Raw genomic sequence first — 26919 nt, 5'->3', positions numbered from 1 at the left:
ATCGGCACAAACAAAAAAGCCACCCGAAGGTGGCCGATACTGATTTTGTGGTATAAAAAAACCGGAGCAGCTTTTTAAGGCATACTCCGGTATCTTTCGCGAATTTAGCGCGTATCTTTCTTACACGCAAGAGATATCAAAGAAGTTTGAATTTTTCCAACGTGGCTTTTATTTCTTTTCTTAAACTAGCTTCGTCGAATTCGTAATTATCACGATCCGACTCTGGATTATAGCAATCAGCCAAGCAAAAAATACTAGACGACGCTTCATCTACTTCTTTTCCATCGATTGACAACCGATTAGCATCCCTTTCTTCTTTCCACATGAGAATGTAAGAATCTGAGAAATTATCAGCATTAATTTTAGACTCAACAAAACTCCTAGCAAAATCAATAAGTTTATTACTCATCTTAACACCCCATTATTAACGTAGTTTTTATACTGCTGAGAATCAACATCCAACTTCCAACCGGAAATAAATTTATTATCCTTATCCATGACAACAACATTATTCGTCTTCGGGTTAAAGAAAACCTTTGAATCCTTCACAAGTAGATATGTCCCTTTTTCAAAAGTTTCTTTTTCCTCTAAGTGTGTAATAATTGCGTCTCTAAATTTAGTCAGTGTTTCACTATTTTTTCTGGTATCAACAATACCAAAATCTTTGGCATGTTTAAGATACTTTTTGTCCAGTTGCTTACGAGTAAACCGATCTGAATCCAAGGGATCGTTAAACACCACATAAATCGGTTCAACTCCGCTGCCATCTGCTGTCGGTGTCCAGATGATATAATCATCGAACTCCACCGGCTCTGCAACTGGTGTTACCGTAACTGTGATTTTATCAACAGGTTTAACATCAACACCAGTATTCAGTAATGCTTTATAGTCAGGAGCAGTATTACCCGTATTGCCGACATTTCCGGTCGGAGGAAACGCAGGGTTTTCCAGTACAAGGCGAGATGAAACACCGTCAATTTCTGCACTAAAAATACCCGTACTTTTGTCATAGCTACCAGCTACACCTCTGACACTTGAAGGGACTCGCAGACTACCCGCTTTGAATGCCCGGAGAACCCTATCTCCATTCTCATCAGAAAATGCCAGACGAACAGGAAGATCCAGATTTCCATTTTTCTTGACTAAATCGTCAAAGTTAGTAGGAGGCTTATATCCAGGAATCTCTTTTACTGGAATGGAAAATAAAATATCGACATCCTTCCCAACAATCTTACCGCTGCCAATCATCCCTTGTGGTTTATATAAAAAAGAGGCTAATTCCCCAGAAGGAACACTTAGGGAAATAGATGCAGTAGATCCAGATGTAGCGGCATAAAATGCTGACAACAGTGTGCTAAGTTGAGTTTGCACTGTGCCAAATGTTGATACATTAACCCTGTTACGTTTTATCTCTTTTTCTTCGGCAAGCGTTCGTTCCGTTTCAACCTGAAGCAGATTATTCTCAGCAAGCAATTGCTCAGCCTTAGACAGTTCAGAACGAGCCTGGTTCAGAACATGACTCTCTTGTTCCAATGCATTATTTGCTCTGAAATAAGCCTGATGAAAGTTATTCATCGTTTGCCATGCGGCAAGATACATTGGATATCCTGGTCCCCCGGTTATTCCCGAACTCAAAAATGCCTTAGAATTATTATAATAATTGTCGCGATTTTTCGCAGCGGTATTCACCTGTTCTTGGTAAACCGCAACAGTTTTAGTTTTTTCTGAAATGGTTGCGGCAGAGCTTTCTTTTAGCTGTTGAGCAAAAGAGAGCACTTGGTGGATTTCAGTTAATTTTCGCTCTGCAGCAACAATAGGATGACGCAATAACCACTCCTGCTCACGGCGTTTGGCCTCTTCAACCTGTTTTTTCTCTTCCTCTGCTGTCACAATTTTTGAAAGAGACACGTATACCGGTTCATGATCGCTGCCAAAATCAATAAATGCATGGTGCGTGTCAGCCACAGGTGTGGACAAGAAAGAAGAGACTTGGATATCATCTTTTACTTTCGGCGGATTTTTTGCCAAAGCAGTCTGGGTATTATCTACTTTGATCTGGAATGCAGGTTCATCAGCAATAATTTTCGCTGAATACACACCTGGTATTGCTGTTTTCTCTGCTTTAACTACGGGAATATTCGCGACGGGTGCATTCGTCGTGGGCTGAGTTAGAGCCAGTTGACGCTGGGAAAGCTCGGTATTAATCACACTTTGTGCCAGTAAACTGGCGGGAGCTGTTGGCAATGATTTGATTTCACTGACAGGTAAACTGCTGACGAAACCCGCAGGCATTGCTGTAACGTTATACCCTTTATTTAATACTCCCTGTTGAGCAGCTAACTGGGCTAAAGCCTGCTGATGTGCTTGATTGTATATAGAGTCGAGACTACTGGGAGCGGTACTAGAAGGCCACATGCCGGCTGCAGTAACACCAAATACCCGCCCAATGATCGGAAGTGATCTGCCAATCACTGCACTGAGTGTTGCACGTTTAGTGTTAATTGCTGCTCTGATATTTGCGAGTTCAGTCTGAATTGCTGCCGTATTTATTGTGAACCCTAGCTTTCCATAAAGAGGGTAGACCGGCATCGGTATCGCGATTGCCAAATAGGGATTAACGATAGCCTGCTTTTCAGGGTTTTTACCATAATCAACGGCAGAGCCGCCTTTATCATTGTTCCTGTCATTACCCCCTTTGCGGTCATCGTTTGAAACCCAACCGCCGCCACCGCCATCAACGGTCATTGTGTCTCCATCGTTTGGAGCATATAAACGGTACTTAATCATTGAAGTTCTCCATCAAAAAATTCCAATACTGTATTTTTATACAGTCATGCAATTATAGAGACTTCGCTGACCAAGCTAAAGCATTCGCCTAATTTCATAAACACAGTTAATAAACTGATTTTAAAAGTCTATTTTATCAATCTGTCCCTGAATACTCTGCATCATCTGAGCGTTCAACACCTCAATTTCCCGCGTCGTATTCTCCATATCCTGAAGGATACGACCAGTTTCCGCCTGCGTTTTCGTGATCTTGACCCGCCATCTCCGGACAGCTTTTGTATCTTAAGTTAACGATGCCCGCTGCCGCCGGTATTCCCTCGGAGAGTGATATCCCAGCGCACTGTGCGGGTGGTTCTCATTGTAATGCGTAAACGCTGCTGCAAGGTTTTTCAGTGCTGTTCTCACATCCGGTTTTGGCATAAACGCGATATAATCTTCCTTCATCGTTTTCACGAACCGCTCGGCCATGCCATTGCTCTGCGGGCTGCTCACCGCTGTTGTGCAGGGCTCCAGATTTAGTTCTCTCGCGAACCTGCGCGTTTCATGCGCGCTATACGCTGAACCGTTATCCGTCAGCCACTGCACCGGGATGTCCGGCAACCTGTCTCCGAAGCGCTTTTCCACTGACCTCAGCATCACATCCTGCACGGTCGAACTATCGTAGCCTCCCGTGCTCGCCGCCCACTCTATGGCCTCCCGGTCACAGCAGTCCAGAGCGAACGTAACCCGTAGTTTTTCACCGTTGTCGCATCCGAACTCGAAGCCATCTGAGCACCAGCGCATATCGCTTTCTGCCACCGCGATTTTACCCTTATGCTCGCGCTGCGGCCGCTCTGGTTTGTCATGCAGTAACAACAGCTTATGTTTGCGCATTATCCTGTAAAGCCGTTTGGCATTTACCGGCGGCTGCCCCTCTGCACGACGTTGCTTACGCAGGATACCCCACACACGTCGATAGCCGTAGCTGGGCATATCGCTGATGATACCGAGGATGGCCGACAGTATTTCAGCGTCAGCTTCGTCATTACGCCGGTTACAGCGACTGTCCTGCCAGTCGGCAGAACGCTTAATCCGCAGTGACAACTGCGCACGCGACACGCCCATGGTACGGCTGACCTGAGCTATTCTCCGTCCTTTGGCAACAAGGGCGCGTGCGCTATCCATTTTCGCGACTGACTGTACTCCACAGCTTCTTTCAGGATCTCAACTTCCATCGTCTTCTTGCCCAGAAGGCGCTGAAGCTCCCGGACCTGCTTCAGAGCAGCGGTAAGCTCGGAAGCAGGAACGACTTCCTCTCCGGCCGCAACGGCGGTGAGGCTGCCTTCTTGATATTGCTTCTTCCACTTAAACAGCAGGCTGGGCTGGATACCATGCAGACGGGCGACATGGGAGACATTCATGCCCGGCTGCATCGTCTGCTGGATAATGGCGATCTTCTCCTGTGGCGTTTTACGTTTACGGACTTCTTGCCCTAATAGGATCCCGGTCATCTCAAAATTGGCGTTAGTATTAGACATATATTCAAGCCTATCTCTTATCTGGAGATACAGCTACTGTCTGGTGTTTCAGGGGGCTAGATCACCGCCTGCGTTTTCGCATCATCAAAGCGCTGGCTGTTCGTTAAGGTTTGCTCACGCTGAGCCGCCGCCGCGATGCGCTGTGCCTCGGCTTCCAGCTTCGCCACTTTCCCTGCAATCTCACGCATCGCCAGGTCTTGCTGCTGTGCCTGCAATTGTTGCTGTTGCTGAGCCGCCTGTTGTTCTTCTGGCGTCATTTCATCCGGCGCTTTCGGCGTACCCAGCGCACTGCGAATACGTTCGATAAACTCCGCTTTCTTCGGCACATCCAGCAACTCGACCCACATATCCAGCACCGTGGCCTGCACCTGCGGCGGCAAGCCGTTGATAACCTGAGACATACGCTCGGCCAGTTGCGATTTATAGGCTGGCGTCTGCTGGATCGGCGCAAGCGCAATATGCGCACGCAGGCGGGAAACATCGTTCGTCATCCCGTTGCCGGATTCCTCATTGATGGTGACAGATTTACGGCGCCGCGGATCGTCGCGGTTCACCACAACGGAGTAATTGCGCCGGCGCGTCAGATCTTCCAGTAAATACGACAGCAGCAACTGTCCGACCTGCTGACAGGCAAACTGGTAGTTATCGTTGATTTCCGCTAGCGTCGTCGCCCCCTGCTCGACTAGGTTACTGATCGCTACGCCAGAAGCAGCGCTGGAGTCTTGCCCGAGAAATGCCGAATACACGCCCATCCCGTCCTGAATCAGTTTCATGCTCTCCTGCATGACCTGAAACTGCTGCTGCGCGACTTGGAAATCCTGCTGAATATTAATCGCATCCGCTGCCGTTGTTTTATTGTGTCTCTGAGGGTTGAGCGTGATTACGCCATCTGGCCGCTCAACCTCGTCCGCTAACTGCCTGTCAGTCATGTTGGTTGCATCGGCATCCTTGATGATGCGCTTGGCCTGCAATAGCCAGGTTAATTTGATACGGCGGAAGTTCACTTCATCCTGAGCGGGGATCGCACGGCAGGCTAAGCCATAAGGCGCACCTGTTTTGTCTTTGCGATAGCCCCAGAACGGCACCAGCGGGAACATGCCTTGTGGCGCTGAGCATGGGCGGTCGCCAAGAAAGTGCGGCCCGACAAACCACGCTTCACGGATCCGGCTGACGCGAGACATCACCACCGACACACGGCCTGTCGCCAGCGCCACGGCGTGCATCACGTTGTTTTTATCGAACTGGATAACGCGGCCATTAGACAGTTCAAGAACCGGCACCCGCTGGTACGTGCGATAGTAGATCACCTGCAACATGACGCGCTTACGATTGGCAGACACCCATTCAGTATCCTTACGGCTCCACTGTTGGTACTCGTCATAAGCGCTGATTAAGGCGGACTCCTGCCCCTCGGCAATATCGGTATCGACAAATCCGCGCCACTCATTGATCGAATAGTCGATAACTTGCGCCATATCGGGAAAAGTGGCCTTCACCTCATCCACGTCCAGCCAGCGCTTGCGCATCAACCAGCGGCAATCACTCAAATCAGCCTCGCGACTATGCCAGTCCCAGAACACTTCATTACGGTGAACGGTTCCAACCTTGTAGCGCGAACCAAACAGATCGCTATTACGGCGGACTTCAACCCATGATAACCCCGCCTTGATCTGCTCAGCGTAGGCATCGGAGCGAGCCTTATTGATGTTGGACAATCGGCAGACGTCAGCAAATTCCGCATTGACCGCATCGGCCAGTTGCTCCATTTCCTCATCAGGATCATCAGCGATAACCATCAGGTCAGTACGTGTCTTGGCCTCCATGCCCAGTACACCATCAATGGTTGGCGCAATCAGGTTATGCATCGTCAGCGGTTGACCGCGTTCACGCAGTTTCGCCACCACTTCCGGCGCAAGCTGATCGCCGTCGTAATACGCACAAGCGGTATTTGCCGTGGTGCGCCAGTCTGGTTGCGCGTCAATGTCCGATGAAAGATCCAGTAACTGCCGCTGCGTAAAGCGGTCGCGATTGTCCTGCTGGCGATTATCCTGCTGCTGTGGCCGTGCCTCAGCGTCAATAGCGGCTGTGTTCATCAATGTGACATCCAGTGAGTGGGTTTAGAACGGTCGATAGGTTTCAGTTTCGGTCTGGCTGGCATGCGAGCACGCATTTCCTGCGCAATGGCATAGCTCATCACCTGGTCATCGAAACAACCGGTTTGTGCGCCCATGCTGCCTTTGGCGTCATAGACATAGGTATTGAGTTCGTTGATGGTGCCGATCCAGCGAATGCCGCTGGCCTTTTCGCGCAGTAACGTTTTCAGCCCTTCCGTCACCACCGGCTTACTCTGCTTGGTAGTCAGCCAGCCCAGCTTCGGCGTCTCGTCGTCGTTATCGCGATCAAGGTGTTGCTCGGCGTAAATAGCGCGAACGGGGTAAATATCACGCAGCTTCTGCAATACCGCATGGCCGTGGTTATTTCGCTCTGGCCCGATATAAGCGGTGTTGTACCACTTGCCGATGTGCGCCAGCAGTTGTGCGAACAATTCAGCATCCAGATGACCGAACCAGTGCGCCACCTGTTCGCCTGTCGATTTCTTCACGACATCGAAAGATGAACGGTCACCATTTTCCAAACCTTCGGCAATATCCGCACCGATAGCATAATCCTCGTCGGGATCCGGCAATTCCCAGACCAGCAGATGATTTTGTAACGTGCGCTGAAGCTCTTCTTTATCGCCGCCGCGCAGTGCCTGCACTTTTGTGCGTTTACCCGTTTCAGGCTCCACGTCATAGGCGATGAGCGGCGGACTACAGCGCCCTTCGGCATGCATCACATTGATGGCGGCGAATACACGGCGGCCAGAGGTTAAGAAAGCCTCCTGCGGCGTAGAAGGAAATTCCTGCTTCATTTCCTCGCCCTGCTCGACCTCTTTGCGGATATACCACTGCTTTTGCTCATCACTCAGCGTGACACGCGTTGCCGCTTCAACCGCGGCAAAGTATTCCTGATGGTATTTACTCAGCCGCAGGCCACCGGCCGGAACGGGCGCAACGTATTTCGGATCGTCAAACCACGGATAGAAATGAAACTTGTAATCCTGCATCGTCAGATCGACACCGGATTGCGCCAGCTCAAGCGCCCGCGTGCTCATGGTATGGAAATCGCCGCCAACGCCTTCCGCCGTGGATTCATCAAACACGATACAGCCATCATGCACGGCGTTCAGCGTACCGGTTCGTACCTCTTTGGCCTTGGCCGGATACTTGGCGCAGATTTTTCCGTGCTCAGAAATGTGCAGACGCTGAACCGTACCCGATCGGAAAGACGTGGCCACCTGAATGCTGGAGCCGTGAGAAAACAGAATATAGCCGCCATTCGCCCCGCTGCGTCGCTCGGTAATCTTGAATGACGAACGTAACCAGCCAGGTAGATTGTCGAAGGGTATCGATATCTTGGTACGGAAGATTTCGCCTGCGGCAGTCTTATCCTGTGCAATGATCCCGCACTTGATGTTCTTATTGAACAGCGCCTGATCGAGCAGGTAGATATCAATCGCCGTGGAGAAACCAAGCTGACGCGCCTTAAGAATGATGTTGCGATAATGCATGTTCTGGAACAGACGGCGCTGTGCCGGACGCATCCGAAACGTGACTAACTGGCCTTTCTCATTCTCGATCTTGTACAGATTGTTGAGCCGCCACCACGGATTGCTCAATTTTGACAAAATAAAAAGGCGCTGCTGCGCCTCGGTCATTCCGTCCAACTCGTCTTCTACGAGGCTGGCATCATAGTGCGGTGTCGTCATTGCGCCAGCATTCCATCATCCGGCATCGCGTGAATATCACGCACCACATCGGTTAGCGGTGTCGTCACATCCTTACTTTCCGCCGTCAGTTTCTCCGTTTCTGCTTTCAGCTTGGCGGTCGCCGCCTTAATGCGCTGCGTGTCAGCACTCAGACGTGGAACATTCACCGCATCCAGCTGTAACTTGCTCAGGCTGTTTTCGATCGACTCAATCCGGGCAATGTTGCGATCAAGCCCTTGCTCAGCCTTGATGAACTTATCGTAAAGCTCGATACGCGCTTCGACTGATTCAGCGTTCTGCAAATCCTCCATGATTTTGTTCAGCGTTTTCGTCACTGACAATGCACGGGCGCGGGTGAAAATCAGCTCATCGCGCAGCTCGGTTTCTTGCACCGCCTCAAAAAGCTCATCGGCGTCCAGATATTTGGCATAAGCAGAATGCTTGCGCGGGATTTGATTGCCAGGCTGGAACGCATTAGCTGGAACACCATAATTCCCGCCCAGATTGTTCCCTTTAACAAAGCGACCGCTAGCATCCCGTTGCGGTTCAGTTTCAGGCAGTTGATCGCTGGCGTCACTGTCGTCTGCGTCTGCTGATTCCTCCGTATCGTTATCGCCAGAATCATAGCGCTTTTTCTCGCTTTTGCGATTCGCGCCCTTCTCTTTGCGAATCTGCGAATCACTTTTTTGCGAACTGCGAATTTGCGAATTCTGCTCAATGAAATCCGTTGCAGCCTTTATCGTGATGTAACGCTTCGCAGAGCTATACGGCACCTCATTCTGAGCGCACCAATCCGCTGGGGAGATTCCCGTTGCTGAGTATGCCGCAGCATAATCGGCCAGCAGCTTTTTCCAATCGTACTTTGCCATAGCGTCCTACTGAGTAAGCATTATCGAGCCACCTCTGGGAAGTGACTCTGGAATGCCTGATGAATCACTTGAATGCGTGGACTACAGCGCGAAACAGATAATCTTTCACCTGCTGCTCTTTAGGAAGTTGGTCATACGGGACAAAGCACGGGTGCTCTTTTTTCTCTGCGTCTTTCACTGGGCCATATTTCCAACCATCTTGTTTTTTGAACTCCAACCATTTGTTATGGCTGGCTTCCGGCGGATGATCACCATTGAGGTGGAATACCACACCTTCGATAGCAGAGTTCTTTTGCCAGTCTGGTGCGTCTTCCCAATTGGGCTGGCTGTGATCGCCCAGCGCAGCGCAGTACGCCCGGTTAACTTCGTGGGCGGTACGGGCGGCATGCTCAATGTTTCGACGCTCTATTTCCTGCTTATCATCACAGCAACCACCGAGTTTTGGTAATGGCTCCGACAATGATTGTTCATAAAGGCGTTGCTTCAGCAAATATCCTTCCAACTGCCAGATTTTGTTAACCGCATTCTGATGGGCAATCTTGCGACCAATTTCTGCATCGAAATTTTCAGGTGATACGCAGGCTGATTCGCCAGTAACAGTGAAGCCATTACGCAGCACCAGAATGCAGAAGGTGAGGTGTTTAAGCAATTCAGGCGTAGCTCGCAAAGCTGCTGCATTGATTGCACCACCTGAAAACGCTGCATCTTGCACGGCCTTTGCGTCACCTTGTGCGCCAGTGAAATAGTGCTCAGAAACGATAATGCCTTCAATGTGCTCAGGAGTAACTCGCGGGGCGATTAAACCTTTGGCCTGAATCTCTTGTTCAATGTGTTGATCGGTGACCTGTGTCATGGGATTACCTTTTATTGGGATGAAAAAAAGCCCCAGCGGGTGCTGAGGCTATTTAGAGTTAAGACCTTGTGAACTCAGATAAATGTCATGGATTTTGCTTGTTTGCAATTTCCACAACAGCTTTATCAGCTGAAAATGTTTTATAGTCTACTCCGTTGAAACTAACCGCTAGGCTGATAGTTGTTCCACCATTACTACCTTTTCCTCTGCGCTCATATTGGGACTTAAATGATTCAGGGGTTCCACTAGTCTCATAGTTTGTATATTGGCAATATTTCTTATATAACTCGGAAAGTAGATCAAACTCATCCCCACGATTAATTTCTTCTTTCGTTTCAAAAATCCTTAGTCTGATTTTAGAGAAAAACTCTTGAGCTTGCCCTTGCGAATCAAAAGACTTACGGAGAATCGTGACTTTCTTTGCCATAGGAATTTCCCTTGCGAATAAAAGGTCAAGTCACAATACCAAAGCCGGTCTCATAGATGAATAAATAAAGCAACTATGCTAATGCATTTCAGCTTTACGGATATTGATAAATTGGTTATTGGCTTGTTCAATCGCTGTCAATAACGGGTCAATCCAATACACCGCCTGTCCATACGTCAATCTGCATTTGGTGGCAGCGGCACCAGAATCGGTTGTGTTAACTCTGCTGGCAGTGGAACGCATTGCGCTGGCACGTAGACTGTGCGCGTAGTCGAGCAACCCAACAGCGACATCATCAGGCACGCACTCACGACTAGCAGGATGATGTTTGATAACTGTCCGGTAAATAATCTGTTTTTCATCGGATTTACCCTTGATGGTGATGGCATACTGATTCACCTGCCTGGCGATTTCGTTGTAACGATGGAACTGAAGTGATTGCTCGGCGATAACCGCTTGCTGGCTTGTGCTGATATCTTCCGATTGCTGCTTATCCCGCTGCGCAATATCCGCATCCCACCGTAATCCCTGTGCATACCAACCCGCGCCGAACGCAGCAGCCAACCCGCCGCATAACAGCAGCGCTTTCATTTTCGTGGTTAACATGGTTTCTCTGTTAAAAAGTGAGAGGATTGATGAGGGTGAGGAATTCAGATTTCACGTAGCGTCGCCAAAACAGCTCAAAAAAGACTAATTCTTAGACAAATTAAGCTGTTTTAGGACAAAGTGCCGAATTCCTATCATCGCAATACATAGCAAAATAATGCTATCGGCTTGTCTATCTGCTCCATTTCCACCAATCAGCGCCCCCATGCACGAAATAGAAAGTGCCGAATACATTAGTTTGCCGATTACCCCATCTTTAACGTGGTCACTGAACACGCACCACCCAGCCCACAGAAGAATGGTGACGTAGGCGATGGTGAAAATCATTGCGCACCTCCACCAAATCGGGATCGGATAAGCCCCCACAGATCGGCGGCTTCGATGGCCTTGATAACGGCAGCAATCAGCGAACCGCCGAATGCCCCCAGAAGAAAACCAATCCCGCCAGCCGACGACGGGTTGATATTGAAATAATCGCCGACAATGCCTGTCAGATAGTGGGCGCAGGCGCTACCCGTGAAAACGAAGATCGCAATCCCACGCGCCGTTCTCAGGTCGCTTTGAAACGGTACAGATATCAGCGCGCCAATCAGTCCGGCGACCGCCCATTGAAATTGCTCCCACAGTCGGGACAACCATTCCATTTATGCTGCCCCTTGGTATTTGGTATACGCGTTCTCAAGTTTGGTGTCATAGCGGTTTTTGGCGTACGCAGGGCCGTTGTAAATCCGGGCGAAGGTTGCCCAATCACGACTTTTCAGCGCCGACAGCAGTTTGTTATCCGCTTTAATAAAGCGCACGAACGTATCAAGCTGGCCGTCCGCTGTGTATTGGGCGTTAATGAAAGCCTGTAATGTTGGATAGCCGCAGGTTTTCCAGTGGTAGCCCATTATCTGGAATGCTCCCCACGATGCAGATTGCAACGCGCAGCCGCGATCAATGATAGTGGCAGCCCGATCCATGTCTTTGTCTTCTTTATCAGTAGACTGATAACTACCAGGCTTACGCGCCACCAGATCAGGATGTTTCGCTAATTCAGCATTTGCCCGAGCGCCGCCGAAATGTTTCGTCAACTGCTGATACATGACGTGCGGCTCATACTGCACTTTTACACGGCCATCAGATAGAAAACCGCTGCCATTGCTTTCAACTTCAGTAACCGCTTTAACCGTAGCAACCGGAACCCCCAAACTACTCGCGGCGACTCGGTAATCTAAAAGGGTGAGAATTTTGGACATAACATGCTCTATGTGCAGGAAATAAAAAAGCCTGCTGGGCGAACCATGCAGGCTTGAGGACTGACCAATAAAAAACCGGAGCAGCTTTTTAAGGCATACTCCGGCATCTTTCGCGACCTTGTACATGATTCTGTGTAAATGCCATTTCTCAGAAGTGACCGTCCAGGCGGTCACCGAACTCGATAATAAAGCGGCTCATCGCCAGCCGCCAGTTTTGGATCGACATCGTCCATTTTTTTGATGCCGACTGTATTGCCAGCCACACCACTTTCCTTACTGAGTCATCTGTCGGGAACACCTTGCGTTTCTTTATGGCATGCCGGATGACGCTGTTCAGTGATTCAATGGCATTGGTCGTGTAAATCACCTTACGGATGTCACTCGGGTACGCGAAGAATGTTGACAGATTCGCCCAGTTTGCACGCCAGCTCCGGCTGATTTGCGGGTAGCGCTCATCCCAGACCCTGGCGAATGTTTCCAGCTCCTGCAACGCCGCTTCTTCCGTCGCGGCCCCATAAACCGCCTTCAGGTCGCGAGTGACGGCCTTATAGTCCTTCCATGAGACGAAGCGCAGGCTGTTGCGCACCATATGGACTATACACAACTGGATGCGGGTTTGCGGATAGACCGCATTGATAGCGTCAGGGAAGCCTTTCAGACCGTCAACGCAGGCGATGAGAATGTCGTTCAGACCTCTGTTTTTCAGCTCCGTCAGCACATTCAGCCAGAACTTCGCCCCTTCATTTTCCGCCAGCCACATACCCAGTAGTTCTTTCTGACCATCGATATTGATGCCCAGGGCCAGGAACACGGATTTGTTGATGACACGACTATCCTGACGGACCTTAAGGACAATACAGTCAAGATAAACAATGGGATAAAGGCTATCCAACGGCCGATTCTGCCATTCAACAACCTGCTCCATCACTGCGTCCGTGACCTTTGAAATCAGGGCCGGCGACACATCTGAGTCATACAGTTCCTTAAACGTCGCGACGATCTCTCGGGTAGTCATGCCTTTGGCGTATAACGACAGGATTTGGTTATCCATGCTGGTTATCCGGGTCTGATTTTTCTTCACCAGTTGAGGTTCGAATGTGGCATCACGATCTCGCGGAGTACGCAGTTCGAGCGGGCCATCGCCAGTAATGACAGTTTTTGTGGAATAACCGTTACGTGCGTTAAGACCCGCTTTGGGCTGGTTTTTCTCGTACCCGAGATGGTGGGACATTTCAGCATTAAGGGCGGCTTCAACACTGATTTTTTTCAGCAGGCGATCGAACTGGCTGAGATCATCAGGTGTTTTAAGATTTTTGGCCAGTTCGTTAGCCAGTGCCTGTAATTGTTTTTCGTCCATAAATTAACCTGCTTTTGATGTTGGATTGAACATATCAAAATCAGGCAATTACACAAATTTATGTACAGGCTCGTAGAGACTGGGAGAAAATGATGTTCGCTCTGTACTACGGGCAGTCAAAAATTATCATTGATTGCGATCCTGATGGCTTCTACTACCCGCACTACGATTAATCCCCTGCTGATATCTCCACAATATCGCCGCATCAGATAACGATGCGGTCATTCGGCCACCTATCTGGCAAGCACAGTAACACCCACTGGATTTGCTTTCTTAAAGGAGAGGATGAATGACGGACTTAAATAGAACCGTCACCGTAGCTCATGACGGCCAACAGGCCGTTGTGGGTATTTCCAGTATTCTCGGTGCCGGCATCGATCGTGTCGCCCTGTTCCGCGTGGAAATACGCGATCGTACGTTCCGGCAATCGACCTACGGCAGGCATTGGGAAATGGCAGTCTTCAACAAGAAGGACTGGCACCGGATGAAGGCGGCGATGTACCCCACCGCCGTTCGTTCCCACTACCGCCGTGTAACATCAACAAAGCAACTGGAGTTGCTGGATGCAATTATCGCGCTGCCGTCTGTGTCCAGCATCAATTGGGTACCAACATGACAGCCATCAACTTTGATCCATCCGACCCCGACAAAATGCGGCTACCGAAAGGCAAGACCTGCGGTAACTGCGTTCATATCAAGCGATGCAAGGCCATTTTCGGACACGTCGAAACAGACACTTACTGTGATTGGTCTCCATCTCGGGCGGTATTCAGGGAAGAGGCAACAACTGATTTAAGCGAGGGTGTGAAATGATTCATTTCCACGGAGGACCTATTACCCCTGACACCTGCGCTCTTAGGGCATGGAAAGGGCGGCATGCATTCATATCGTTTGCAAACCACAGACAACTGGCACTGGCTAGCGAAGTTACCCAAAGTTTTGCGCTAGACAACGGCGCATTCAGTTTCTGGACAAAGAAACGTGTTGTGAATTGGTCTGAGTATTACGAATTTGTCGCGAAATGGGCTAATCATCCTGGTTTTTCATTCGCAATTATCCCCGATGTGATCGGCGGTAGCAGTGAGGAAAACGACGCTCTGATTGCTGAATGGCCGCATGGGAAATTCATTGGCTGTCCGGTATGGCACATGAACGAACCTGATGAACGGTTTATTCAGTTGTGTAATGAGTGGCCCCGCGTGGCGATCGGCACAATGGGTGAGTACGATGCTAAACGGCCGCGTAAATGCGTCGCAAAACTGCGCGATTTGATACGCCATGTTGTTGATGAAAACGGCTATCCGATTTGTAAACTGCACGGACTGCGGATGCTTGATAAAGATATTTTCCGTCACATTCCACTATCGTCAGCTGACAGTACAAATGTGGCTCGAAATATCGGGATCGATAAAGCGTGGCAGAAATCAGCATACGCGCCAGCCTCGAAAGAAACGCGAGCGGCAGTTCTTGTCGAGCGTATTGAGTCAATGAACAGCGCCAGCGCGTTGATGTGGGACGAGAGTAAAGACCGTTTCACTCCGCAACTGGCCTTTGAGTTATAGATGTTTTGGCAGAATAGCAGCCAAAAAATTAGGTACCAGCATTGTCGTGATAGCACTATTCCCCTGACGCAATAACGCGATCTATTGGGAAAAAGAAAATGACTACGATCGACGATCAAACCATCAATAAGGTTATCTCAGCCTTATCAGACGCCAACAATCCTGCCACAGCTTTTGAAGCTGTCAGACTTATAAGCAAATGGCTCAAGGAGCACGAGCTAACTTACTTATCGTTGACAGATGAGCAGCTCAGACGCCTCAGAGAGGCTGAGGAATCAATTTAACTCTCACCCCCTGCGAATGCAGGGTTTTTATTATCTGGAGGAATACATGCCTCAATCATGGTCGGTTCCATTCCCGGAATCGAAAACTGAACATAATGGCTACCCTGTTTACTGGCGATATTTTGAAACCGTTCAGGAAGCGGGAATTGAAGTTATCGCCGAGCAATATATTGCCTTCCACCAGACCAATAGCTATGCCTTTCTATGCCCTGCTCACTGGGTTAAGGATTATGATATCGATCGGGATAAGGCGAGATGGCTCGACGGGTGGAAAAAGAAAAATATGCGATATGCGATCAAGAAAGTCGCGAAATCAGCAGAACGCTCTTTTTCCTTTCCATCACAGCAACTGGCGTTAGAAAGCCTACTACGTCGAAAGAAATATCATCTGATGCGGTTAAATCAGGATATCGCCATTATCACTACCGTTGTTGAAGAAATGAAAAATTTGGATTTGTCATCCCCTCAGCTCGGATACAACTTCGGCCATAACGCCGAAACGGAAAGCTGGACTTTCTTCTAACCAAAGCCCCTTCCTTACGTAGATCAAACGACCAAAACTAGGGCGTGTCTTTGGCATGCCCTTTATAAGGACTGACCAATGGCGCGAATGCTTTTACTCAAAGTCTGGGCAATAGATGAATTCGGTGATGAAAAACCATCGAATAACACGCTATATCACTATGCCAAGCACAACATGATTTCCCCGCCACCGAAAAAAGTCGGACGTAAATGGATGGTGGAACAAGATGCCCGCTTTATAGGCATGATCTCCGAACCCACAATAAATAAATCAGATAACCCACTGCTGAAAAGGATTCTTTCAGATGGCCGGTAGACCTCGGAAACATAACATTAAAGTGCAAAATCTATTTTGTTTTACCGACCCGCGAACTAAGCGGGTTTATTGGCAATATAAACACCCTTTAACGGGCAAGAGGCACGGACTTGGAACAAATGAGGCTGACGCTACCGCAATCGCAATAGAAGCCAACCTACGAATTAGCGAACAGCAGGTGAAACAGGCATTTGCTATCCGTGAACGCACCCTGTCAATCTCAGGAAGAGGTATAACCGTAAACGGTTGGCTGGAAAAATATAAAGCGATTCAAGATGAGAGGCTGAAATCAGGCGATATCAAGTTCAACACTCACAAACAACGTAATAAACCCATATCCTTATTTAATCAGCACGCAGGTATGAAATTACTCACGGAGGTGGGTGCTAAAGATATTGCAGAAATTTTGGACGACTATAAAGCTAACGGGCAATCACGCATGGCGCAGGTAGTTCGCTCCGTCCTCATTGATGTTTTCAAAGAGGCGCAGCATGCTGGTGAAGTTCCTCCTGGTTATAACCCTGCGCTTGCCACCAAGCAGCCACGTAAAAGAATTCAACGCCAGCGTTTGGATCTGGATGAATGGCAGACCATTTTTGATGTGGCCGATGCTCAACATCAATACATGGGGAACGCCATGTTACTGGCACTGGTGACAGCTCAGCGCCTAGGGGATATTGCCAATATGAAGTTTTCAGATATCTGGGATGACCACCTGCATGTTGTTCAAGAGAAAACGGGCACCCGGGTTGCCATCCCACTATCACTGAAATCCAACGCCACAGGATGGACGCTACGCGATGTCATTGCACGGTGCAGAGATTACGTTGTCAGCCCTCATCTGGTTCACTTCTTTCGTTCCACCTCACAAGCAGAGCGTGGTGCAGCCGTGGCATCCAGAACCATTACAATGCGATTCAGTGCAGCTAGGGATAAGACGGCGCTTGTGTGGGAAAACGGTACACCGCCGACATTTCACGAACAGCGGTCATTAGCAGAGCGGCTTTATAGGGAGCAAGGTGACGTCGATACTCGAATGCTTCTGGGCCATAAATCACAACAGCAGACAGATAGCTATAACGACGATCGCGCTAAAGATTGGGTAACAATTCAGATTAAAGCAGGATAGCGCCCACCATGAATGTGGTGATTTTTCACTCTATTTTACTGAGATTTTACTGAGATTTTACTGAATGGCTTTTTTCGATGTTAAAAATCAGCGAGAGCAAAGCGCCCCCGCCGATCAATGTGATAACAGTAAGATTACATATTATCGATGATGTCCTGCGCAAACTCACTACATTTCCGCAGCTTAGCGCCTTCCATCAGACGTTCGAAATCGTAAGTCACGGTCTTGTTCTTGATCGCGCCTTCAACGCCCTTAACAATCAGGTCAGCCGCTTCGAACCATTGCAGGTGACGCAGCATCATTTCAGCAGACAGAATCACAGAACCTGGGTTCACTTTATCCTGACCCGCATATTTCGGTGCCGTACCGTGCGTGGCTTCAAACAGTGCACATTCGTCACCAATGTTCGCGCCTGGGGCGATACCGATACCGCCAACCTGTGCCGCCAGGGCATCAGAAATGTAGTCACCGTTCAGGTTCATACAAGCGATCACATCATATTCAGCAGGACGCAGCAGGATTTGTTGCAGGAACGCATCGGCGATCACGTCTTTTACTACGATCTCTTTACCAGTGTTCGGGTTCTTGATTTTCACCCACGGGCCGCCATCGATCAATTCACCGCCGAATTCTTCACGCGCCAACTGGTATCCCCAGTCTTTGAACGCGCCTTCGGTGAATTTCATGATGTTGCCTTTGTGCACCAGCGTGACGGAATCACGGTCGTTGGTAATCGCGTATTCGATTGCTGCGCGAACCAGACGTTTAGTGCCTTCTTCCGAACACGGCTTCACGCCGATACCACACTGCTCAGGGAAACGGATTTTGTTAACGCCCATTTCTTCACGCAGGAATTTGATCACTTTGTCTGCTTCAGCAGAACCCGCTTTCCACTCGATACCTGCATAAATGTCTTCGGCGTTTTCGCGGAAGATCACCATGTCGGTCAGCTCAGGCTGTTTAACCGGGCTAGGTGTACCTTCGTAGTAGCGTACCGGACGCAGGCAAACATACAGATCCAGCTGTTGACGCAGTGCAACGTTCAGAGAACGAATACCACCGCCGACTGGCGTTGTCAGCGGGCCCTTAATCGCCACACGGTATTCACGGATCAAATCCAGCGTTTCGTCTGGCAGCCAGACATCTTTACCGTATACCTGCGTGGATTTTTCACCCGTATAGATTTCCATCCAGGAAATCGCGCGCTTGCCCTGATAGGCTTTCTTCACGGCGGCGTCAACGACGTTGATCATGGCAGGCGTTACATCGATACCAATGCCGTCACCTTCGATAAACGGGATAACCGGATTGTTTGGAACAACCAGTTTACCTTGAGCATCAACCGTGATTTTCTGACCTTCTGTCGGTACAACTACTTTGCTTTCCATTAACCTCTCCTTCGAGCGCAATTTTGTTAATGACTTGTAAGATGCGTGTCAATACTACTTGAATATTTAGCCCGCGCCAATCGCAAACCATTTCGAGTATAATGCTTTTGTTTTCCGCGACTATAAAGATGATGAATAAATTCCCTGTTAAAAATCACAAAGTTAAACGATTCAGCTCACAGCCGGCAAGAAAAAGGCAACCTGACAATGCGCCGCGCCGAATCGTTTTGTTCAATAAACCCTTCGATGTCCTGCCACAATTCACTGATGAAGCCGGGCGCCGCACGCTAAAAGACTACATTCCGGTTAGCGGTATTTATGCCGCCGGTCGTCTGGATCGCGACAGCGAAGGCCTGATGATTCTGACCAATGACGGCAAACTTCAGGCTCGACTGACTCAGCCAACGCAAAAAACAGCCAAAATTTATTATGTTCAGGTCGAGGGTATTCCTGACGATGCCGCCCTGATGCGCTTTCGTACCGGTCTGGATCTGAATGACGGCAAAACGCTGCCCGCAGGGGCGGAAATCGTACCGGAACCCAACTGGCTGTGGCCGCGTAATCCCCCCATACGCGAACGTAAAAGCATTCCTGACTGCTGGCTAAAAATCACGCTGTATGAAGGGCGTAATCGGCAAGTCCGTCGTATGACGGCGAATATCGGGTATCCTACCTTGCGTCTGATTCGATACGGTATGGCCAATCAGACGGTAGAAAACCTGTTACCCGGAGAATGGAAGGAGATAGCGGATGTTTAAACCCCATGTGACAGTCGCCTGTGTGGTACAGGCCGAAAACCATTTTCTGGTCGTCGAAGAATTAATTAACGATAAATTATTGTGGAACCAACCCGCAGGGCATCTGGAGGCCGACGAAACGCTGATTCAGGCGGCGAGCCGTGAACTGTGGGAAGAAACCGGTATTCAGGCCACACCGCAGAGTTTCTTGCGTCTGCACCAATGGATCGCGCCCGACAGCACGCCATTTTTACGCTTTTGCTTCGCGCTCGATCTGCCTGCGCGGGTCGCTACCCAACCGCACGACAGCGATATCGAATGCTGTCGCTGGTTGACCGCCGAGGAAATTCTGCATTCTCGCCAGCTTCGTTCGCCGCTGGTGGCTGAAAGTATTCGCTGCTATCAGCAGCCAGAACGCTATCCGTTAACCGTACTGGGTGCGTTCAACTGGCCTTTCTAGGCATCCTGTTATTCCTGCCATACGTGAGCGAAGCACCGCACAGCAGGAATAGCGATGCAGCCCGCGGTTCAACATGCTAAAATATGCCGCTTGTTTTTCGCATCAATGCGTCAGTAAATTTCAGTTCGTGAGACTTCCATGTCAGATAACAGCCAGAAAAAAGTGATTGTCGGTATGTCCGGCGGTGTCGATTCCTCCGTTTCCGCTTACCTGTTACAGCAACAGGGCTATCATGTTGAAGGCCTGTTCATGAAGAACTGGGAAGAAGACGACGACACGGAATATTGCTCGGCAGCCACCGACCTTGCCGATGCGCAAGCCGTTTGCGACAAGCTGGGTATCGAATTACATACCGTCAACTTTGCCGCTGAATATTGGGACAACGTTTTTGAACTCTTCCTTGAAGAATACAAAGCGGGCCGTACCCCCAATCCCGATATCCTGTGCAATAAAGAAATCAAATTCAAAGCCTTCCTGGAATTCGCCGCCGAGGATCTCGGTGCAGACTATATCGCGACAGGCCACTATGTTCGTCGCCATGACGTCGACGGCAAGAGCCGTTTGCTGCGCGGCATGGACGGCAACAAAGACCAGAGCTATTTTCTTTATACGCTGAGCCACGAGCAGATCGCACAAAGTCTGTTCCCGGTCGGTGAGCTGGAAAAACCACAGGTGCGCAAGATCGCCGAAGAGCTTGAACTGGCAACCGCCAAGAAGAAAGACTCTACCGGTATCTGCTTTATCGGCGAGCGCAAATTTACTGATTTTCTGGCGCGCTACCTGCCCGCACAGCCGGGTCCGATTCTGTCCGTCGACGACAACAAACCGATGGGACAACATCAGGGGCTGATGTACCACACGCTGGGGCAGCGTAAAGGCTTGGGCATCGGCGGCGTCAAAGACGGCGGCGAAGATCCCTGGTACGTGGTGGATAAAGATGTCGCTAATAATATTTTGTATGTCGCGCAGGGGCACGAACACCCTCGCCTGATGTCCTACGGCTTAATCGCACAACAGTTGCATTGGGTTGACCGTCAGCCGCTCACCGCTGAATTACGCTGTACGGTGAAAACCCGTTACCGTCAGGCGGATATCCCTTGCACCGTTACGCCACTTGGCGACGATCGCATTACCGTACGTTTTGATGAGCCCGTTGCAGCCGTGACGCCGGGTCAATCCGCCGTTTTTTATCTGGACGACGTGTGCCTTGGCGGCGGCATCATTGAAGAACGCTTACAGGAGTAAACGTGGCTAAGAATTATTATGAGATTACGCTGGCGTTAGCGGGTATTTGCCAATCAGCGCATGTCGTCCAGCAGTTGGCCCATACGGGTCAGTGTAATAACGCTGCACTGCACACCTCGCTAAACAGCGTATTGAACCTCAACCCGGCATCCACGCTGGCCGTTTACGGCAATGACGAGCAAAACCTGAAAATTGGGGTGGAAACGCTGTTAGGTATTCTGAACACCAGCAGTAATAAAGGTGCCGGTGCAGAATTATCACGCTATGCCTTCAGCCTGATTGCGCTAGAGCGCAAGCTGAAAGCGAAGCCTGCCGCGCTTGATGAATTAGGTAAACGCATTGGACAGTTGGAGCGCCAACTGGAGCATTTCGAACTGCTTTCCGAAACGATTGTCAGCGCGCTGGCGGCAATTTACGTGGATGTCATCAGCACACTGGGTCCGCGTATTCAGGTTACCGGTTCGCCGGAAGTGCTGAAAAACAGTCAGGTGCAGGCAAAAGTGCGTGCTGCTCTGCTGGCCGGTATCCGCTCTGCGGTACTCTGGCAGCAAATTGGCGGCGGACGCCTACAGCTGATGTTCTCACGCGGCCAGTTGGTTAAAGAAGCGAAACAGATATTGGCGCGTTGCCCATCCGTTTGATGCTATTCTTGCCGCTATGACTGACGCTGGTGTGATTCACGCCAGCGTCACAAAATCGGTTGCCGTTATTTAAATAATTGTTTTTATTGAAATTAATCGTTATTGAAACCAATCTCAGGAGTTGCTTGCGATGGAATTATCCTCACTGACCGCCGTTTCCCCAATTGATGGACGCTACGGCGATAAAGTCAGCACGTTGCGCACCATTTTCAGCGAATTCGGTTTGCTGAAATTCCGTGTGCAGGTTGAAGTACGTTGGCTGCAAAAACTGGCAGCCTGTGCAGAGATCCAGGAAGTTCCTGCATTTGACGCGGACGCAAACGCTTTCCTTGATAAAATTGTCGCCGAATTCAGTGAAGAAGATGCGGCACGCATTAAAACCATCGAGCGTACGACCAACCACGACGTGAAAGCCGTTGAATACTTCCTGAAAGAAAAGGTGGCCGCCATTCCTGCGCTGCACGCCGTCAACGAATTCATCCACTTCGCCTGTACGTCAGAAGATATCAACAACCTGTCTCACGCGCTGATGCTCGATACCGCTCGCCGCGACGTCATCCTGCCGCACTGGCGTCAAATCATTGATGCGCTGAAAACGCTGGCGCAGGAATACCGTGATATCCCGCTGCTTTCTCGCACACACGGTCAGCCCGCTACGCCCTCCACCATCGGTAAAGAGTTCGCTAACGTAGCCTATCGTATGGAGCGCCAGTATCGTCAACTGCAACAGGTTGAGATTCTCGGTAAAATTAATGGCGCCGTCGGTAACTATAACGCCCACCTGGCTGCCTACCCGGAAGTGGACTGGCACCAGTTTAGCGAAAGCTTTGTCACCTCACTGGGCATCAACTGGAACCCGTATACCACGCAGATCGAGCCGCACGATTACATCGCCGAGCTGTTCGATTGCATCGCGCGTTTCAACACGATTTTGATCGACTTTGATCGTGATATCTGGGGCTACATCGCGCTGAATCACTTCAAACAGAAAACCATTGCAGGCGAAATCGGTTCCTCCACCATGCCGCACAAAGTGAACCCGATTGACTTCGAAAACTCAGAAGGCAACCTGGGTCTGGCGAACGCTGTTCTGGCGCATCTGGCCAGCAAGCTGCCGGTTTCTCGCTGGCAGCGTGACCTCACCGACTCCACCGTGCTGCGTAATCTGGGCGTAGGTGTGGGCTATGCACTGATCGCCTATCAGGCTACGATGAAAGGCATCAGCAAACTGGAAGTGAACCGCGATCGTCTGGCAGATGAACTGGATCACAACTGGGAAGTTCTGGCAGAACCGATCCAGACGGTCATGCGCCGTTACGGGATTGAAAAACCGTACGAGAAGCTGAAAGAGCTGACGCGTGGTAAACGCGTTGATGCCGCGGGCATTCAGGAGTTCATCGATGGTCTGGCACTACCAGAAGCAGAAAAAACGCGTCTGAAAGCCATGACGCCAGCCAATTACATAGGCCGCGCTATCGCTATGGTCGATGACCTGAAATAACCGTTCTTGAATCCTATCACGACCTCTCTCTGGCGGGTGTCCTGCCCGCCAGTTAACTGCCATTTTCAGCCCGTTTAAACCCGGTTTATGCTCCCTGTGGATAATTTAACAAATAAAATAAATCACTTTCTCTGCGTATAATGTTGATACGCGGGAGCGATATACGTGACAGATGAAAGATAGGATATATAAAAATATTTCGATAAATATGCCCCCTATCTATTCGACAGAGGATATAACGATGCGGATTCTGGTCATTGAAGATAATGTATTACTGCGCCATCACTTAACCGTTCAGATGAACGAAATGGGGCATCAGGTTGATGCCGCGTCTGACGCCAAAGAAGCGGATTATTTTCTGCATGAGAATATGCCGGACATTGCCATTGTCGACCTCGGGTTGCCTGATGAAGATGGCATGAGCATGATCCGTCGTTGGCGTGCGCATCAGGTCAAACTCCCGATTCTGGTGCTGACAGCGCGTGAAGGCTGGCAGGACAAAGTGGCGGTGCTGGAAGCCGGTGCAGACGATTACGTGACTAAACCGTTCCATATGGAAGAGGTCGTCGCGCGGTTGCAGGCGCTGATGCGGCGCAATAGCGGGCTGGCATCTCAAATCATCAGCCTGCCACCCTTTGAGATCGATTTGTCACGCCGCGAGCTGGTGATCCACGGCGCGCCTATCAAACTCACTGCGTTCGAATACACCATTATCGAGACGTTGATTCGTAACAAAGGCAAGGTTGTCAGCAAAGAATCGCTGATGCTACAGCTGTATCCCGATGCAGAACTGCGGGAAAGTCATACTATCGACGTGCTGATGGGGCGACTGCGTAAGAAAATTCAGCAAGCAGAGGCACCGGATGTGATCACGACCGTGCGTGGACAAGGATATCGTTTTGATATTAATACACCTTCAGGCTCAGTATGAGCGGTAAGAAGCCTCCCTTCTCACTTCGCATTCGTTTTTTACTCGCGACAGCGGCCATTGTACTGGCGTTGTCGCTAGCCTATGGCATCGTCGCCATTATCGGTTACAGCGTCAACTTTGATAAAACCTCATTCCGCCTCCTGCGCGGCGAAAGTAACCTCTACTACAGCCTCGCCCAGTGGCGCGATAACCAACTGAACATCATCACGCCGCCCGACGTCGATATCAATTTTCCCACGCTGGTGCTGATATACGATGAGCATGGCAATATGCTCTGGCGCGAAAAGCACGTTCCCGAACTGGAAGCGCTGATCAACCGGGAATGGCTGAACAAAACGGCCTATCATGAATTGGATACCGACACCGATACCAGCAGCGCGGTATTAACGGGCAATACCTTGCTATTGAGCAGTCTGCGAGCACTGAATGGTGCGCGCAGCAATGCGCTAACGCATTCCATCGCCGTGAACGTTTATCCGAAGACCGAACATCTCCCTTCTATCACGATAGTGGTCATCGATCGCATTCCGCAGGAACTTCAACAGCAGGACATGGTGTGGGACTGGTTCAGTTATGTATTAATCGCCAACCTGCTGCTGGTGCTTCCCCTGCTGTGGCTGGGCGCTCACTGGAGTCTGCGTCCTATTCAACACCTGGTAAAACAGATCGCCGAGCTGGAAAAAGGCACGCGCGAACAGCTGGATGAAAATCCGCCGCGCGAGTTGTTCAGTCTGGTAAAAAACCTGAATATCCTGCTGAACAACGAACGCCAGCGCTACCATAAGTACCGCACGACGCTCACCGATCTCACCCACAGTTTGAAAACGCCACTGGCCGTCTTACAGACCACATTGCGCGCGCTGCGTACCGGTAAAGAGATCACTATCGATCAGGCTGAACCTATTATGCTGGCGCAGATCAGCCGCATCTCGCAGCAAATTGGCTATTACCTGCATCGCGCCAGCGTGCGCTCCGAACATAATTTACTGATACGCGAAGTACACTCGGTTCCGGCGCTGCTGGATGGCCTGTGTTCCGCGCTAAATAAGGTGTATCAACGCAAAGGCGTGGTGTTGACGCTCGATATTCCCCCCGAACTGACCTTTGTCGGTGAGAAGAATGATTTCATGGAAGTGATGGGCAATATTCTTGATAACGCCTGTAAATACTGTCTGGAGTTTGTCGAGATTAGCGTGCAGTACTCCGATCACAAGCTGCATCTGATTGTTGATGACGACGGCCCCGGTATCCATGAGAGTAAGCGCGAAATGATTTTCCTGCGAGGGCAGCGTGCTGACCGCATGCGTCCCGGACAAGGTATCGGCCTCGCCGTGGCCGTCGAAATTATCGAACAATATCAGGGTGAGATCCTGATCAGCGACAGCGCGCTGGGCGGCGCCCGAGTCGAAGCTATTTTCTCCCGCCAGAACCTGAGCCAGAATGAGGGGTGAAAGGCAGTACAGCGCGTGATGCTTCCGCTATACTTATTGCCACAATGCGGATTGTTTTAAAATACTGATTATTTCAAGAAAAATCATGTCTTCAAGAACAGTCATTTCCTCAAAAACGAGTTTCTGGAAAACGGTATGGACTATCAGCTCAATCTCGACTGGCAGGATTTTTTAGCGAACTACTGGCAAAAGCGCCCACTCCTGATTAAAGGCGGCTTCACGCATTTTATCGATCCGATTTCACCTGATGAACTCGCCGGTCTGGCGTTGGAAAACGAGGTCGATAGCCGCCTGGTCAGCCATCAGAACGGACGCTGGCAAGTCAGCCACGGCCCTTTCGAGAGCTATGATCATCTGGGGGAAAGTAACTGGTCACTGCTGGTACAGGCCGTCGATCACTGGCATGAGCCCTCTTCTGCCTTGATGCAGCCATTTCGCCAACTGCCGGATTGGCGTACTGATGATTTGATGATTTCATTTTCCGTTCCCGGCGGTGGCGTAGGGCCGCACCTGGATCAGTATGATGTGTTCATCATTCAGGGGACGGGACGTCGCCGCTGGCGCATCGGTGAAAAAATACCGATGAAGCAACACTGTCCACACCCAGACCTGCTACAGGTCGACCCGTTTGATGCCATTATTGATGAAGAGCTGGAACCGGGCGATATCGTCTATATTCCACCGGGTTTCCCACATGAAGGTTATTCACTGGAGAACTCGCTGAACTACTCGGTGGGTTTCCGTGCGCCAAATGCGCGCGAGCTGGTTAGCGGTTTTGCAGATTATGTGCTTTCCCGTGAACTCGGTAGCCATCGCTACAGCGATCCCGATATTCCCTCTCGTGAACATATCGCTAGTGTGCTGCCGCAAGAACTGGATGCGCTGCAAAAAATGATGCTGGATCTGGTACAACAGCCGGAACATTTCCAAAATTGGTTTGGTGAGTTTATTTCCCAGTCCCGCCATGAGCTCGATCTTTCACCGCCGGAACCACCTTATCAGGCGGGCGAAGTGTATGAATACCTGCAACAGGGTGAGCCGCTGCGCCGTTTAGGCGGCCTGCGAGTCATCTGCGTTGGGGATAGCTGCTTCGTTAACGGAGAGAAAGTGAACAGCACGCACAAGACAGCGCTGTTTGCATTGGCTGAGCATCCTACCATTGATGCGGAACAGCTGGGCGATGCACTGGAAGATCCATCCTTCCTCGCGCAGCTCACGGTACTGATCAACAGCGGCTACTGGTACTTCGCGGATTAAGGCCAAGTCTGAATAGCGGTTTGCACCATAATA

28 protein-coding genes and 2 pseudogenes are annotated in these 26919 nt (G+C 50.1%); 15 read left to right on the top strand and 15 right to left on the bottom strand.

Translation table 11 applies throughout. From position 1 onward, the window contains the following. Positions 1 to 136: 136 nt before the first annotated feature. The 14 genes and pseudogenes from NAL19_RS09430 to NAL19_RS09365 form a co-directional block, all read right to left on the bottom strand. Positions 137 to 409, bottom strand: coding sequence for a colicin immunity domain-containing protein (locus NAL19_RS09430; protein WP_263059513.1), 273 nt, complete (start codon positions 407 to 409; stop codon positions 137 to 139). Then, positions 406 to 2787, bottom strand: coding sequence for a colicin-like bacteriocin tRNase domain-containing protein (locus tag NAL19_RS09425; protein ID WP_263059512.1), 2382 nt, complete (start codon positions 2785 to 2787; stop codon positions 406 to 408). Before NAL19_RS09425 ends, NAL19_RS09430 begins: the two co-directional genes overlap by 4 nt. Positions 2788 to 3069: 282 nt before the next feature. Continuing rightward, a protein-coding gene (locus NAL19_RS09420; RefSeq protein WP_263059643.1) for an IS3 family transposase occupies positions 3070 to 4277 on the bottom strand; the annotation gives its coding sequence in 2 pieces (ribosomal slippage) (positions 3070 to 3956 and positions 3956 to 4277; 1209 coding nt in all). A 92-nt stretch (positions 4278 to 4369) separates the two neighbouring features. Continuing rightward, positions 4370 to 6397 (bottom strand): annotated as a pseudogene (locus NAL19_RS09415) (portal protein); the annotation flags it as partial. After that, the gene (locus tag NAL19_RS09410; RefSeq protein ID WP_263059693.1) at positions 6397 to 8061 is read right to left on the bottom strand and encodes a terminase; all 1665 of its coding nucleotides are present in this window, start codon (positions 8059 to 8061) and stop codon (positions 6397 to 6399) included. The gene NAL19_RS09410 and the pseudogene NAL19_RS09415, both read right to left, overlap by 1 nt. A gap of 47 nt (positions 8062 to 8108) precedes the next feature. After that, complete coding sequence (locus tag NAL19_RS09405) at positions 8109 to 8981, bottom strand: terminase (RefSeq protein WP_263059511.1); 873 nt, start codon at positions 8979 to 8981, stop codon at positions 8109 to 8111. Between the two features lie 64 nt (positions 8982 to 9045). Beyond that, complete coding sequence (locus NAL19_RS09400) at positions 9046 to 9252, bottom strand: RyR domain-containing protein (RefSeq protein ID WP_263059692.1); 207 nt, start codon at positions 9250 to 9252, stop codon at positions 9046 to 9048. A gap of 192 nt (positions 9253 to 9444) precedes the next feature. Further along, positions 9445 to 9834 (bottom strand): annotated as a pseudogene (locus tag NAL19_RS09395) (Gp49 family protein); the annotation flags it as partial. Positions 9835 to 9919: 85 nt separating this feature from the next. Then, the gene (locus tag NAL19_RS09390) at positions 9920 to 10261 is read right to left on the bottom strand and encodes a hypothetical protein (protein ID WP_263059510.1); all 342 of its coding nucleotides are present in this window, start codon (positions 10259 to 10261) and stop codon (positions 9920 to 9922) included. Positions 10262 to 10339: 78 nt separating this feature from the next. Continuing rightward, complete coding sequence (locus NAL19_RS09385) at positions 10340 to 10867, bottom strand: hypothetical protein (protein WP_263059509.1); 528 nt, start codon at positions 10865 to 10867, stop codon at positions 10340 to 10342. Positions 10868 to 10951: 84 nt separating this feature from the next. Continuing rightward, entirely contained in the window at positions 10952 to 11194 is a 243-nt protein-coding gene (locus tag NAL19_RS09380; protein WP_044202447.1) for a hypothetical protein, read from the bottom strand. Then, positions 11191 to 11511, bottom strand: a complete 321-nt coding sequence (locus tag NAL19_RS09375; protein ID WP_015840528.1) for a hypothetical protein — start codon at positions 11509 to 11511, stop codon at positions 11191 to 11193. The genes NAL19_RS09380 and NAL19_RS09375 overlap by 4 nt, the downstream gene beginning before the upstream one ends. Next, a complete protein-coding gene (locus NAL19_RS09370; protein WP_263059508.1) occupies positions 11512 to 12231 on the bottom strand; it encodes an N-acetylmuramidase family protein in 720 nt (239 codons plus the stop codon). It lies immediately after the preceding gene. A gap of 22 nt (positions 12232 to 12253) precedes the next feature. Further along, complete coding sequence (locus NAL19_RS09365; RefSeq protein ID WP_263059507.1) at positions 12254 to 13462, bottom strand: IS256 family transposase; 1209 nt, start codon at positions 13460 to 13462, stop codon at positions 12254 to 12256. Positions 13463 to 13751: 289 nt separating this feature from the next. On the opposite strand from NAL19_RS09365, the gene NAL19_RS09360 reads away from it, so the two are divergent. The 7 genes from NAL19_RS09360 to NAL19_RS09330 all read left to right on the top strand — a co-directional run bounded on the left by NAL19_RS09360 (position 13752) and on the right by NAL19_RS09330 (position 17275). Next, complete coding sequence (locus NAL19_RS09360) at positions 13752 to 14078, top strand: hypothetical protein (RefSeq protein WP_263059506.1); 327 nt, start codon at positions 13752 to 13754, stop codon at positions 14076 to 14078. Beyond that, positions 14075 to 14275 (top strand): hypothetical protein, encoded by a 201-nt coding sequence (locus NAL19_RS09355; protein ID WP_263059505.1) that lies wholly within the window; start codon positions 14075 to 14077, stop codon positions 14273 to 14275. Before NAL19_RS09360 ends, NAL19_RS09355 begins: the two co-directional genes overlap by 4 nt. Further along, positions 14272 to 15024 (top strand): hypothetical protein, encoded by a 753-nt coding sequence (locus tag NAL19_RS09350; protein ID WP_263059504.1) that lies wholly within the window; start codon positions 14272 to 14274, stop codon positions 15022 to 15024. The genes NAL19_RS09355 and NAL19_RS09350 overlap by 4 nt, the downstream gene beginning before the upstream one ends. A 98-nt stretch (positions 15025 to 15122) precedes the next feature. Next, positions 15123 to 15308: a hypothetical protein gene (locus NAL19_RS09345; RefSeq protein WP_263059503.1), complete on the top strand. Its 186-nt coding sequence runs from the start codon at positions 15123 to 15125 to the stop codon at positions 15306 to 15308. Between the two features lie 46 nt (positions 15309 to 15354). Next, a complete protein-coding gene (locus NAL19_RS09340) occupies positions 15355 to 15831 on the top strand; it encodes a hypothetical protein (RefSeq protein ID WP_263059502.1) in 477 nt (158 codons plus the stop codon). Between the two features lie 78 nt (positions 15832 to 15909). Beyond that, positions 15910 to 16146: an excisionase gene (locus NAL19_RS09335; RefSeq protein ID WP_116166573.1), complete on the top strand. Its 237-nt coding sequence runs from the start codon at positions 15910 to 15912 to the stop codon at positions 16144 to 16146. Next, positions 16136 to 17275, top strand: coding sequence for a phage integrase Arm DNA-binding domain-containing protein (locus NAL19_RS09330; RefSeq protein ID WP_263059501.1), 1140 nt, complete (start codon positions 16136 to 16138; stop codon positions 17273 to 17275). Before NAL19_RS09335 ends, NAL19_RS09330 begins: the two co-directional genes overlap by 11 nt. A gap of 134 nt (positions 17276 to 17409) precedes the next feature. Here the strand turns inward: NAL19_RS09330 and icd are convergent, their stop codons facing one another. Beyond that, entirely contained in the window at positions 17410 to 18663 is a 1254-nt protein-coding gene (icd, locus tag NAL19_RS09325; RefSeq protein WP_015840115.1) for an NADP-dependent isocitrate dehydrogenase, read from the bottom strand. A 131-nt stretch (positions 18664 to 18794) separates the two neighbouring features. Between icd and rluE the strand changes: the two genes are divergently transcribed. The 8 genes from rluE (at position 18795) to NAL19_RS09285 (ending at position 26886) form a co-directional block, all read left to right on the top strand. After that, positions 18795 to 19421: a 23S rRNA pseudouridine(2457) synthase RluE gene (gene rluE, locus NAL19_RS09320; protein ID WP_225088146.1), complete on the top strand. Its 627-nt coding sequence runs from the start codon at positions 18795 to 18797 to the stop codon at positions 19419 to 19421. Continuing rightward, positions 19414 to 19860 carry an NUDIX hydrolase gene (locus tag NAL19_RS09315; RefSeq protein WP_225087942.1) on the top strand — a complete coding sequence of 149 codons (447 nt, stop codon included), beginning with the start codon at positions 19414 to 19416 and terminating at the stop codon, positions 19858 to 19860. The genes rluE and NAL19_RS09315 overlap by 8 nt, the downstream gene beginning before the upstream one ends. 138 nt (positions 19861 to 19998) lie before the next feature. Next, entirely contained in the window at positions 19999 to 21105 is a 1107-nt protein-coding gene (gene mnmA / locus NAL19_RS09310; RefSeq protein WP_010275749.1) for a tRNA 2-thiouridine(34) synthase MnmA, read from the top strand. A 2-nt stretch (positions 21106 to 21107) separates the two neighbouring features. Then, positions 21108 to 21746: a high frequency lysogenization protein HflD gene (gene hflD, locus NAL19_RS09305; RefSeq protein WP_180741147.1), complete on the top strand. Its 639-nt coding sequence runs from the start codon at positions 21108 to 21110 to the stop codon at positions 21744 to 21746. Positions 21747 to 21876: 130 nt separating this feature from the next. Beyond that, complete coding sequence (gene purB / locus NAL19_RS09300; protein ID WP_263059500.1) at positions 21877 to 23247, top strand: adenylosuccinate lyase; 1371 nt, start codon at positions 21877 to 21879, stop codon at positions 23245 to 23247. 241 nt (positions 23248 to 23488) lie between these two features. After that, positions 23489 to 24178: a two-component system response regulator PhoP gene (phoP, locus tag NAL19_RS09295; protein WP_263059499.1), complete on the top strand. Its 690-nt coding sequence runs from the start codon at positions 23489 to 23491 to the stop codon at positions 24176 to 24178. Further along, positions 24175 to 25629 (top strand): two-component system sensor histidine kinase PhoQ, encoded by a 1455-nt coding sequence (phoQ, locus tag NAL19_RS09290; RefSeq protein ID WP_263059498.1) that lies wholly within the window; start codon positions 24175 to 24177, stop codon positions 25627 to 25629. The genes phoP and phoQ overlap by 4 nt, the downstream gene beginning before the upstream one ends. A gap of 135 nt (positions 25630 to 25764) precedes the next feature. Then, positions 25765 to 26886, top strand: coding sequence for a cupin domain-containing protein (locus NAL19_RS09285; RefSeq protein ID WP_225087937.1), 1122 nt, complete (start codon positions 25765 to 25767; stop codon positions 26884 to 26886). Positions 26887 to 26919: the final 33 nt, after the last annotated feature.

This window comes from Pectobacterium sp. F1-1 (genome assembly GCF_025643735.1).
Taxonomy (GTDB): Bacteria; Pseudomonadota; Gammaproteobacteria; order Enterobacterales; family Enterobacteriaceae; genus Pectobacterium; species Pectobacterium colocasium.
The sequence above is the reverse complement of the archived record's forward strand: the minus strand, read 5'-3'. Positions and strand labels throughout refer to the sequence as shown.

Bases quoted from the DNA above. Each gene is read 5' to 3' on its own strand.
- mnmA (WP_010275749.1), top strand. From the start codon at position 19,999: ATGTCAGATAACAGCCAGAAAAAAGTGATTGTCGGTATGTCCGGCGGT.
- NAL19_RS09330 (WP_263059501.1), top strand. From the start codon at position 16,136: ATGGCCGGTAGACCTCGGAAACATAACATTAAAGTGCAAAATCTATTT.
- phoQ (WP_263059498.1), top strand. From the start codon at position 24,175: ATGAGCGGTAAGAAGCCTCCCTTCTCACTTCGCATTCGTTTTTTACTC.
- NAL19_RS09350 (WP_263059504.1), top strand. From the start codon at position 14,272: ATGATTCATTTCCACGGAGGACCTATTACCCCTGACACCTGCGCTCTT.
- NAL19_RS09365 (WP_263059507.1), bottom strand. From the start codon at position 13,462: ATGGACGAAAAACAATTACAGGCACTGGCTAACGAACTGGCCAAAAAT.
- NAL19_RS09430 (WP_263059513.1), bottom strand. From the start codon at position 409: ATGAGTAATAAACTTATTGATTTTGCTAGGAGTTTTGTTGAGTCTAAA.
- NAL19_RS09360 (WP_263059506.1), top strand. From the start codon at position 13,752: ATGACGGACTTAAATAGAACCGTCACCGTAGCTCATGACGGCCAACAG.
- phoP (WP_263059499.1), top strand. From the start codon at position 23,489: ATGCGGATTCTGGTCATTGAAGATAATGTATTACTGCGCCATCACTTA.
- NAL19_RS09380 (WP_044202447.1), bottom strand. From the start codon at position 11,194: ATGATTTTCACCATCGCCTACGTCACCATTCTTCTGTGGGCTGGGTGG.
- NAL19_RS09390 (WP_263059510.1), bottom strand. From the start codon at position 10,261: ATGGCAAAGAAAGTCACGATTCTCCGTAAGTCTTTTGATTCGCAAGGG.
- rluE (WP_225088146.1), top strand. From the start codon at position 18,795: ATGAATAAATTCCCTGTTAAAAATCACAAAGTTAAACGATTCAGCTCA.
- NAL19_RS09410 (WP_263059693.1), bottom strand. From the start codon at position 8,061: ATGACCGAGGCGCAGCAGCGCCTTTTTATTTTGTCAAAATTGAGCAAT.
- purB (WP_263059500.1), top strand. From the start codon at position 21,877: ATGGAATTATCCTCACTGACCGCCGTTTCCCCAATTGATGGACGCTAC.
- NAL19_RS09285 (WP_225087937.1), top strand. From the start codon at position 25,765: ATGGACTATCAGCTCAATCTCGACTGGCAGGATTTTTTAGCGAACTAC.
- NAL19_RS09405 (WP_263059511.1), bottom strand. From the start codon at position 8,981: ATGGCAAAGTACGATTGGAAAAAGCTGCTGGCCGATTATGCTGCGGCA.
- NAL19_RS09345 (WP_263059503.1), top strand. From the start codon at position 15,123: ATGACTACGATCGACGATCAAACCATCAATAAGGTTATCTCAGCCTTA.
- NAL19_RS09315 (WP_225087942.1), top strand. From the start codon at position 19,414: ATGTTTAAACCCCATGTGACAGTCGCCTGTGTGGTACAGGCCGAAAAC.
- NAL19_RS09340 (WP_263059502.1), top strand. From the start codon at position 15,355: ATGCCTCAATCATGGTCGGTTCCATTCCCGGAATCGAAAACTGAACAT.
- NAL19_RS09385 (WP_263059509.1), bottom strand. From the start codon at position 10,867: ATGTTAACCACGAAAATGAAAGCGCTGCTGTTATGCGGCGGGTTGGCT.
- NAL19_RS09375 (WP_015840528.1), bottom strand. From the start codon at position 11,511: ATGGAATGGTTGTCCCGACTGTGGGAGCAATTTCAATGGGCGGTCGCC.
- icd (WP_015840115.1), bottom strand. From the start codon at position 18,663: ATGGAAAGCAAAGTAGTTGTACCGACAGAAGGTCAGAAAATCACGGTT.
- NAL19_RS09335 (WP_116166573.1), top strand. From the start codon at position 15,910: ATGGCGCGAATGCTTTTACTCAAAGTCTGGGCAATAGATGAATTCGGT.
- NAL19_RS09425 (WP_263059512.1), bottom strand. From the start codon at position 2,787: ATGATTAAGTACCGTTTATATGCTCCAAACGATGGAGACACAATGACC.
- NAL19_RS09355 (WP_263059505.1), top strand. From the start codon at position 14,075: ATGACAGCCATCAACTTTGATCCATCCGACCCCGACAAAATGCGGCTA.
- NAL19_RS09370 (WP_263059508.1), bottom strand. From the start codon at position 12,231: ATGTACAAGGTCGCGAAAGATGCCGGAGTATGCCTTAAAAAGCTGCTC.